The following is an 8,549-nucleotide window of genomic DNA, read 5'->3' on the forward strand; positions in this document are numbered from 1 at the left end:
CGCGCCCCCTCTGGGTGAGGCATGCCCGAATCATCTTACGCCGATGAAATTTTCGACGTCAGTGGGCACGTGGCGGGAGATACCCTGTGTCCGGGGTGCGGGCACACCCCGGCTTGAGGGGCTCAGGGGGCTTTGGCCGGGCTCGACTGAGTTTGCGTCCAGAAGTTGTGCAACTCATTCTTGAACACGACGCTGGCCACCAGCGCCGCCAGCAGCAGGGCCACCACCACATAGGCCTTCCACGGGGATTTTTTGTCCCCATAGGGGTCGGTCAATGCGCGCTCAGCGCCTGCAGGCAGCTGGGCCATGTGGGTCAAGGCCGTGCCGAAGGGGATGTTGATCCGGGCACGGGTGTTGACTGCCCATCCATTGGCATCCAGGATCGGGCCCAGATTGCGTTTGCGCAGCTTGAAGTAGGCCATGAGCATGGCTGGGCCGGAGATCAACACCATCAAACCCATGAGCGCAAGCGGCATCTGCCAGGCTTTCAGCCCCATGAAGCCCGTGACCACCGAGGCCAGGGCGGTGCCAATCGCCCCCACAGCCAAGCCGATGGCCGCAAAGATCCCTGCAAACTTGGCCACATCGAAGGGCGCAGGAGGTTGGGGAGCCGGCGCCGACGCCGATGCGTGTGCCGTCGTCACTTTGTCACCGGCTTTGGTGATGGCCTGCGAAGTCAAGTCGTCCGAGGCTTTGGCGCGCGCAGCCGCAAACTTCTGGGCCTGTTCGGCCACCAGACTGGCAGCCTTGCGGTACGGCGTCCAGAAAGCCTGGCGGATGCTGATGGGGTGTTCGATGATGCGGGTGATCGTGGCATCCCAATCTCGGCCCAAGCGGTCGTAGAACACGCCGTTGCGCCCCACCATCAACTGCTCCGAATCCCCCGACGTGAAGGCCGCGGCAATCGTCATCTTCTCGCCCTGGCGAGTGCAATCGCAGTAAGCCAGGTAGACCCCGGACAAGGTGGCCAGTGCCGCATGACGGGCGGCGTCCAGAACCTTCACGCACAACTCGCAACTGCGACCGTCCAGGTACAGCGTGCCGGCCTGGAAGCACGCCTTGTCGCGCCGGGTATAAAAGTCGGTGAACGAGACGAAGTTGTTGGCCAGTCGGGCCAAATCGCGGGTGTAGCGCACCAGGCGCTCCACATCCCCAATCAAGGCGGCTTCATCGGCCGCCGCTTCATCTTGCGCCAGCAAATCCAGCAAGGCTTGCTGGGTGCCCGCATCCAGATGCGTGCCCAAGGCGGCCTCATCTAGCGCTTCCATCGGTGTGCTGGGCTTGTCTGCCAGCCACGTGGCGTAGGCCGCAAAGCGTTGCTTGAGCACCAGCCAGTCTGCCTCCGTCAGTTGACTGACGTCGCCCAGCAGGGGCTTCGTCACCTGTGCCACGAACTGGGCCATGGTGCCTGACCAGGCCGGATTCAGATTGGCTTGGAGCGGCAGCGCGGCGTCCTTGGCAACGTAGGCCAGCGGCAGCGCGGCCATATTGGCTTCCCCCTCGGCCGACAGCAATTGCGCACCCAGCACCTTGAGGGCGTCTTCACTGCCGTTGAGCAACTGAGCTGCGCGCGGATCGAAAGCCGCCAGTTGGCAGCGCATGAAGAAATCGTCGATCTTGTCTCGCACCGCCATCAGCGCATCATGCGCGGCGCCTGTGTCAGCGCCCAATGGCAGGCACGCGGGCTGCGTGACAGGGGTTTGTCGCCAAGCTTGCAAGGCTTGGCCCTCCGCACAGAATCGCTCGACCATGGCGCGGTTGATGCCGGCTTCCCCGCTGCGATCCGGCACGCTGCCCAAGCAGGCCATGATGGCGCCGATGGCTTCTTGCACAGCCGGCGCTTGACCGACCGCCGTGATGACGCCATCGCCATTGAAGGCCATGCCGGCAAAGATGCGCGCGTTGTCGCCGCAGTCCTCGACGGTGATGTCGGTGGCCTCGGGCTTGCCAAGACTGGCCAGAATGCGGCGCGCCGTCATCAGCAGGCGGCGCCCACCGTCTTCGCGGTCGTCGATCGCGGCCAATGGCAGGGGGCCGCCTTGCAGCAAGGTGTCAGGCGACTTCAGGCGGGAAACGGCCCAGGTGATCGCTTCAATCAACTCTGGGGCGCGCACATGTCCGTCCGCATCGCGGTCAATGAGTGCCAGCGTCTGCTGATCCAGTTCCAGCCCCTGCGTGGGGCATGACAGCGCCACCCAGAGTTTTTGATCCAACTGAGCCAGGTTGGCGAGGTCGGCGCCTGTGTCCAATCTCACCTGGTCAAAACCGCCCGCACGGAAAAAACGCCAACGGTGGGTGGTGGAGGTCATGCGCTGCTCGCTTCCTAGTTTTGTTACAAGGTGAAATCGTAGTCCACAGTCAGGGGGGCGTGATCGCTAAACCACTGGTCTTTGTAGACATTCGCTTGCCGTGCTGCACAGGCCAGGCCGGGTGTGGCCAAGTGGTAGTCAATCCGCCACCCCACGTTCTTCGCGCGGGCCTGGCCACGGTTGCTCCACCACGTGTAGCAGGTGTCCGTGGCATCCGGGTGCAGGGTGCGGTACACGTCCACGAGCCGGGTCGAGCCAGCTGGGTCCAACAGCTTGGTCATCCACGCGCGCTCTTCGGGCAGAAAGCCGCTGTTTTTCAGGTTGCCCTTCCAGTTCTTCAAGTCGGCTTCCTGGTGGGCGATGTTGACGTCACCGATCAGGATGTATTCCCGCTCGCCCCGCAGCGCAGCCAGATGCGGCTCGATCATGGCCAGGAAGCGGAACTTGGCTTCCTGGCGGTCTTCGCTGCTGGAGCCGCTGGGGAAATAGCAACTGATGAGTGACAGCTTGCGACCGGGCTTGTCAAAGCGCAGCTCCACATAGCGGCCCTCCGGGTCGAACTCGCCGCTGGGGTCGGCGCTGCCCAGGCCCACGATCACGTCCGAGGGCTCATGGCGGGTGTACAGCCCCACGCCCGAGTAGCCCTTCTTCTCGGCGTGATGAAAGTGCCCATTCATCCCGGCAAAGGCTTTCAAGGGCTCGGGCATGTCGTCCACATGCACCTTGAGTTCCTGCACGCCCATACAATCGGCTGAAATGCTTTCAGCCCAGGGCACCAGCCCCTTGTTCGCCGCCGAGCGGATGCCATTGACGTTGAGAGACACGAGACGAAACACAAGACACCATTCATCATGAGCAACACCTCTTCCAACGACTCCCTGGCTCAGGACTTTGTGGCCTTTGCCGTGCAATCCAAGGTGCTGCGGTTTGGAGAATTCAAGACCAAGGCCGGGCGTCTGTCGCCCTATTTCTTCAATGCCGGCTTGTTCGATGACGGCGCGAAGCTGGGCCGTCTGGCTGAATTCTATGCACGCCGCCTGATTGCCTCCGGCCTGGAGTTCGACATGCTCTTCGGCCCGGCCTACAAAGGCATCACCCTGGCTGCGGCGGTGTCGATCGAATTGGCGCGCCTGGGACACAACAAGCCCTTCGCCTACAACCGCAAGGAAGCCAAGGACCACGGCGAGGGCGGCACCCTGGTGGGCGCACCAGTGCAGGGCCGTGTGCTCATCATCGACGACGTGATTTCCGCAGGCACCTCGGTGCGTGAATCCATTGACCTGATCGTGAAGGCTGGGGCCACGCCCGCTGGCGTCACCATCGCGCTGGATCGCCAGGAAAAAGCCACGGCCAACGGGCAGGACTCTGCTGAGAGCGCCGTCCAGCAGGTCGAGCAGCACTACAAACTGCCGGTTGTGGCCATCGCCACCCTGCGTGACCTGCTGCAATACCTTGAGACGCAGTCGGATCCTGCCTTGACGGCCTTCCACCCCGCCGTTTTGGCTTACCGTCAACGTTACGGAGTCTGAGGCGTTCTATATGATGGTGGTCATGACACCTGCTGTGTGAAGGCCTCGGAGAGTTCATGCCTTTGTCCCTGATGCGTCGTCTTGTTCTTTGGCGTTTGCTGGTGCCGGCTGCTGCGGCAGGATGCGCCATGTCTGCCGCGGTTGCGGCAGAGCAGGGGATTTACAGCTGTGTGGACGCCTCCGGAAAACGCCTCACGTCTGACCGTCCGATTGCCGAGTGTCTGGACCGTGAGCAGCGTGTCCTCAACAAGGACGGGTCGCAGCGGCGTGTCCTGCCCCCCCGGATGAACGCAGAAGAGCGTGCCGCGGAAGAAGAGCGCCAGCGTCAGCGTGATCAGCAGGAGGCCGCGCGCAAGGATGCGGTTCGGCGCGACCGCAACCTGATGATGCGCTTCCCCAATGAAGCGGCGCATGCGAAGGCGCGTGAGTCGGCCATGGATGATTTGCGCAAAGCCATTCGCAACAGCGAGCTGCATTTGCGCGAGCTTCAGACCGATCGTGAACCTCTGGACGCCGAGGCCGAGTTCTACAAGGGCAAGCGTCTGCCGGGTAAGTTGCGCACCCAACTGGAGGCCAACGATGCGCAGCAGCAGGCGCAACGCGACATCATCCAGCAGCAACGTGCCGAAGTGGTTCGCCTCAACAGCCTGTACGACGCCGAGCTGGCCCGCTTGAAAAAGCTGTGGGGGGGCGCAGCCCCGGGGAGCGTGCCTGTGGATGAGGCCTTGCCCACACGCTGAGCCCCTGCGCGTGGATGCCGAATGAAAAAGGCCGGTTGTGAAACCGGCCTTTTTTGTGGGCGAAGCGGCTGGATTAGCCTGCCAGCTTCTTCTTCAACAGTTCGTTGACCGTGGCCGGATTGGCCTTGCCCTTGGTGGCCTTCATGGCTTGACCCACGAGGGCGTTGAACGCCTTCTCCTTGCCGGCGCGGAACTCTTCGACCGACTTGGCGTTGGCCGCCAGGATGTCGTCGAGGATTTTTTCCAGCTCGCCGGTGTCGCTCATCTGCTTGAGGCCCTTGGCGTCGATGACCGCGTCCACGCGCGCCAGATCGTCGCCGCTGCCTTCGCCACTCCACAAGGCTTCAAACACCTGCTTGGCGCCATTGTTCGAGATGGTGCCGTCGGCAATGCGTGAAATCATCGCGGCCAGCAATGTGGCGCTGATCGGCGATGCCTCGATGGTCTGCTCGGCCGCATTCAGGCGACGGGACACTTCACCCATCAGCCAGTTCGACACCAGCTTGGCTTGCTTGCACGCCTGAGCAGCGGCCTCGAAGAAGCCGGCAAAGGCCTTCGACTGCGTCATCATCGTCGCGTCGTACTCGGGCAGGCCGTAGTCCTTCACGAAACGCTCGGCCATCACGCGTGGCAGTTCGGGCATGCGGCCCTTCACGCGCTCGATCCATTCGGGGGCAATCACCAGCGGGGGCAGGTCAGGGTCCGGGAAGTAGCGGTAGTCGTGCGCGTCTTCCTTGGTGCGCATGGCGCGCGTCTCGCCCGTGTCCGGGTTGAACAGGATGGTGGCTTGCTCGATGGCGCGACCATCTTCGATCTCATCGATCTGCCAGTTGATCTCGTAGTCAGCCGCTTGCACGATGTGCTTGAAGCTGTTGAGGTTCTTGATCTCTCGGCGTGTGCCCAGCGGGGCACCGGGGCGGCGCACCGACACGTTCACGTCGCAGCGGAACGAACCTTCCTGCATGTTGCCGTCGCAGATGCCCAGCCACACGACCAGGGTGTGCAGCGCGCGGGCGTACTCGGCGGCTTCCTTGCTGGAGCGGATGTCCGGCTCGGTCACGATCTCCAGCAGCGGGGTGCCGGCGCGGTTCAGGTCAATGCCCGACGACTTTTCGCCGTTGAAACCGGCGAAGTCATCGTGCAACGACTTGCCGGCATCTTCTTCCAAATGGGCGCGCACCAGCCGCACGGTGAAGGGCTTGTCGTCCACAAAGAAGCTGACCGAGCCGCCTTGTACGACCGGGATTTCGTACTGGCTGATCTGGTAGCCCTTGGGCAGGTCAGGGTAGAAGTAGTTCTTGCGCGCGAAGATCGAACGGGGCGCCACGTGGGCACCCACCGCCAGACCGAACTCGATGGCGCGTTCGACCGCGCCTTCATTCATCACGGGCAGCGTGCCGGGCAGCGCCAGGTCCACGGGGCACGATTGCGTGTTCGGCTCGGCGCCGAACTGGGTGGATGCGCCCGAGAAGATCTTCGACGCGGTGGACAGTTGCACGTGGGTTTCCAGGCCGATGACGACCTCGTAGCCACGGATCAGGGGGGAACTCATGGTGTGTGTCTCGTCTCGTTGCATCAACCCAGGGCAGCCTGGGCGCGCTGGTGCCAGTCGGTCGTCTGCTGGAAGGCGTGCGCCGTGTGCAGCAACTGCGCCTCTTGCCAGTAGTTGCCGATCAGCTGCAGACCCACGGGCAGACCGTGCTCGCCAAAGCCGCAGGGCACGCTCATGCCCGGCAGGCCAGCCAGCGAAGCGGGCAAGGTGAAGATGTCGGCGAGGTACTCCTGCACCGGGTCGGTCGACGAGCCAATCGGGCGCGCGACGGTGGGCGAGACCGGGCCCGCGATCACGTCGCACACCTGGAACGCGGCCTGGAAGTCGTCGGCAATCATGCGGCGCAGCTTTTGAGCCTGCAGGTAGTAGGCGTCGTAATAGCCGTGCGACAGCACATAGGTGCCGATCATGATCCGACGCTTGACCTCCGCGCCGAAACCTTCGGCGCGTGTCTTGCGGTACATGTCGTTCAGGTCGTCGTACTTGGCTGCACGATGGCCGAACTTGACGCCGTCATAACGGCTCAGGTTGGACGATGCCTCGGCTGGCGCGATGATGTAGTACACCGGGATAGACAACTCGGTGCGAGGCAGGCTGATGTCCACTAGGGTGGCACCCAGGTTCTCAAGTTGAGCCAGTGCGGCGCGGTTGGCGGCCAGCACATCGGCGCTCACGCCTTCACCAAAAAACTCCTTGGGCACGCCCACGCGCAAGCCGGTCAGCGGCTTGTCGGCGGTGGCGCCTGCGCGCGGCGCGCTCAGAGCGGCCACGAAATCGGGCACGGGCTGCTGGGCGCTGGTGGCATCGCGCTCGTCAAAGCCGCTCATGGCTTGCAGCAGCAAGGCGCAGTCTTCGGCGGTGCGCGCCATGGGGCCAGCCTGATCCAGCGACGAGGCAAACGCGATCATGCCGAAGCGTGAGCAGCGGCCATAAGTGGGCTTGATGCCAGTGATGCCGGTCAGCGCAGCGGGTTGGCGGATCGAGCCACCGGTGTCGGTGCCGGTGGTCGCAGCAACCAGGCGGGCGGCTACAGCCACAGCCGATGCGCCGGACGATCCCCCTGGAATGCGGGTGGTGTCCCAGGGGTTGCGGGCCACGCCGTAGGCGGAGTTTTCGTTGGCGCCGCCCATCGCGAATTCGTCGCAGTTGAGCTTGCCCACCGAGACCACACCAGCAGCCTTCAGTTTGGCCACCACAGTGGCGTCAAACGGGCTTTGGTAGCCCTTGAGCATCTTGGAGGCGGCGGTGGTCGGCTGGCCTTGCGTCACAAAGATGTCCTTGTGCGCAAGGGGCACGCCATCGAGGACGCCCAGGGGCTGGCCCGCGGCGCGGCGCGCATCCGAGGCGGCCGCAGCGGCCAAAGCCCCTTCGGCATCCACGTGCAGGAACGCCCCCAGTTCGGGGTGGGCCGCAATGCGGTCCAGCGCATGCTGGGTCAGTGCGACAGAGGTGGTCTGGCCGGCGGCCAGCGCCTGGCTTTGCTGGGCCAGGGTCAGGTCGTGCAATGCGCTCATTCGATCACCTTCGGCACCAGGAACAGGCCGCCGTCTTGTGCGGGGGCGTTGGCCATGTTGGCCTCACGGTTGTTGGCTTCGGTGACGGCATCGGCGCGCAGGCGCAGGGTCACGTCCTCGATGGCCGACAGCGGGGTGTAGAGCGGTTCGACGCCGGAGGTGTCGACGGCACGCATTTTCTCGACGATGTCGAAAAACTCGTTGAGTTGGGTCAGCATCGCAGCCTGCTCGTCGTCGCGCAATTCGAGGCGCGCGAGTTGGGCAATGCGGCTGACGTCTTGAGAGGTCAGGGCCATGGCAATTCCAGGGGTAACAGACGGTTGCACTGCCAAGTAAATGGCAGGCCATGGGGTATTATCCTAGGTTATCCACAAACCCTTTTGCCTCCTTGTGTGGTCAGCTGGGTGCGATTGGATAAACCCCAAGATTTTCGGACGTTCGGCCAGGAGCGTCGCGGACCTCACGCAGGCCGCCTCCGGGTCGGGTGTCTCCACTTTTTCAGCAGGTCTTGTCGCGTGTTTGCGCAGCGAGGGCGTGAGTGTTTCCGCCCCAGTCTGCAGGATAGGACAAGACCTCACCCGGAGTTCTGTGCATGTACGGCATGTTTCGCAAGTATTTCTCGACCGACCTGGCCATTGACCTGGGTACGGCCAACACGCTGATTTATGTGCGTGACAAGGGCATCGTCCTGGACGAGCCCTCGGTGGTGTCGATTCGCCACGAAGGTGGCCCCAACGGCAAGAAGACCACCCAGGCAGTGGGCCACGAAGCCAAGGCCATGCTGGGCAAGGTGCCCGGCAACATCGAGGCCATCCGCCCGATGAAGGACGGCGTGATCGCCGACTTCACCGTCACCGAGCAAATGCGCAAGCAGTTCATCAAGATGGTGCACCCCCGCTCGGTCC

8 protein-coding genes are annotated in these 8,549 nt (G+C 63.5%); 3 read left to right on the forward strand and 5 right to left on the reverse strand.

Features of this window, described 5'->3' with window-relative positions; translation table 11 throughout:
* Positions 1-122 precede the first annotated feature (122 nt).
* Both ACMV18_RS10595 and ACMV18_RS10600 read right to left on the reverse strand, forming a co-directional pair.
* Positions 123-2,309, reverse strand: a complete 2,187-nt coding sequence (locus ACMV18_RS10595; protein ID WP_420817819.1) for a hypothetical protein — start codon at positions 2,307-2,309, stop codon at positions 123-125.
* A 23-nt stretch (positions 2,310-2,332) separates the two neighbouring features.
* Positions 2,333-3,145, reverse strand: coding sequence for an exodeoxyribonuclease III (locus ACMV18_RS10600; protein WP_420817821.1), 813 nt, complete (start codon positions 3,143-3,145; stop codon positions 2,333-2,335).
* A 15-nt stretch (positions 3,146-3,160) separates the two neighbouring features.
* Here ACMV18_RS10600 and pyrE point away from each other — a divergent pair, with 15 nt between their 5' ends.
* Both pyrE and ACMV18_RS10610 read left to right on the forward strand, forming a co-directional pair.
* Positions 3,161-3,838 (forward strand): orotate phosphoribosyltransferase, encoded by a 678-nt coding sequence (gene pyrE, locus ACMV18_RS10605; protein ID WP_374257132.1) that lies wholly within the window; start codon positions 3,161-3,163, stop codon positions 3,836-3,838.
* Positions 3,839-3,894: 56 nt separating this feature from the next.
* Positions 3,895-4,578, forward strand: a complete 684-nt coding sequence (locus ACMV18_RS10610) for a DUF4124 domain-containing protein (protein WP_420817822.1) — start codon at positions 3,895-3,897, stop codon at positions 4,576-4,578.
* Between the two features lie 73 nt (positions 4,579-4,651).
* On the opposite strand, the gene gatB is transcribed toward ACMV18_RS10610, so the two are convergent.
* Genes gatB through gatC form a run of 3 tightly spaced genes read right to left on the reverse strand, consistent with a single transcriptional unit; the run spans position 4,652 to position 7,940 of the window.
* Entirely contained in the window at positions 4,652-6,130 is a 1,479-nt protein-coding gene (gene gatB, locus ACMV18_RS10615; RefSeq protein ID WP_420817823.1) for an Asp-tRNA(Asn)/Glu-tRNA(Gln) amidotransferase subunit GatB, read from the reverse strand.
* Between the two features lie 23 nt (positions 6,131-6,153).
* Complete coding sequence (gatA, locus tag ACMV18_RS10620) at positions 6,154-7,644, reverse strand: Asp-tRNA(Asn)/Glu-tRNA(Gln) amidotransferase subunit GatA (protein WP_420817824.1); 1,491 nt, start codon at positions 7,642-7,644, stop codon at positions 6,154-6,156.
* Positions 7,641-7,940, reverse strand: a complete 300-nt coding sequence (gene gatC, locus ACMV18_RS10625) for an Asp-tRNA(Asn)/Glu-tRNA(Gln) amidotransferase subunit GatC (RefSeq protein ID WP_374257138.1) — start codon at positions 7,938-7,940, stop codon at positions 7,641-7,643. Before gatC ends, gatA begins: the two co-directional genes overlap by 4 nt.
* 296 nt (positions 7,941-8,236) lie before the next feature.
* Here gatC and ACMV18_RS10630 point away from each other — a divergent pair.
* Positions 8,237-8,549: rod shape-determining protein (locus ACMV18_RS10630; protein WP_420817825.1), on the forward strand; the 313-nt coding region annotated here is incomplete at its 3' end.

This window comes from Aquabacterium sp., assembly GCF_048860245.1.
Classification (GTDB): domain Bacteria; phylum Pseudomonadota; class Gammaproteobacteria; order Burkholderiales; family Burkholderiaceae_C; genus Aquabacterium.

What these genes read in the sequence shown, in the direction of transcription:
- ACMV18_RS10595 (WP_420817819.1), bottom strand. Translation starts at nt 2,309, where the DNA reads ATGACCTCCACCACCCACCGTTGGCGTTTTTTCCGTGCGGGCGGTTTT.
- pyrE (WP_374257132.1), top strand. Translation starts at nt 3,161, where the DNA reads ATGAGCAACACCTCTTCCAACGACTCCCTGGCTCAGGACTTTGTGGCC.
- ACMV18_RS10610 (WP_420817822.1), top strand. Translation starts at nt 3,895, where the DNA reads ATGCCTTTGTCCCTGATGCGTCGTCTTGTTCTTTGGCGTTTGCTGGTG.
- gatB (WP_420817823.1), bottom strand. Translation starts at nt 6,130, where the DNA reads ATGAGTTCCCCCCTGATCCGTGGCTACGAGGTCGTCATCGGCCTGGAA.
- gatA (WP_420817824.1), bottom strand. Translation starts at nt 7,644, where the DNA reads ATGAGCGCATTGCACGACCTGACCCTGGCCCAGCAAAGCCAGGCGCTG.
- gatC (WP_374257138.1), bottom strand. Translation starts at nt 7,940, where the DNA reads ATGGCCCTGACCTCTCAAGACGTCAGCCGCATTGCCCAACTCGCGCGC.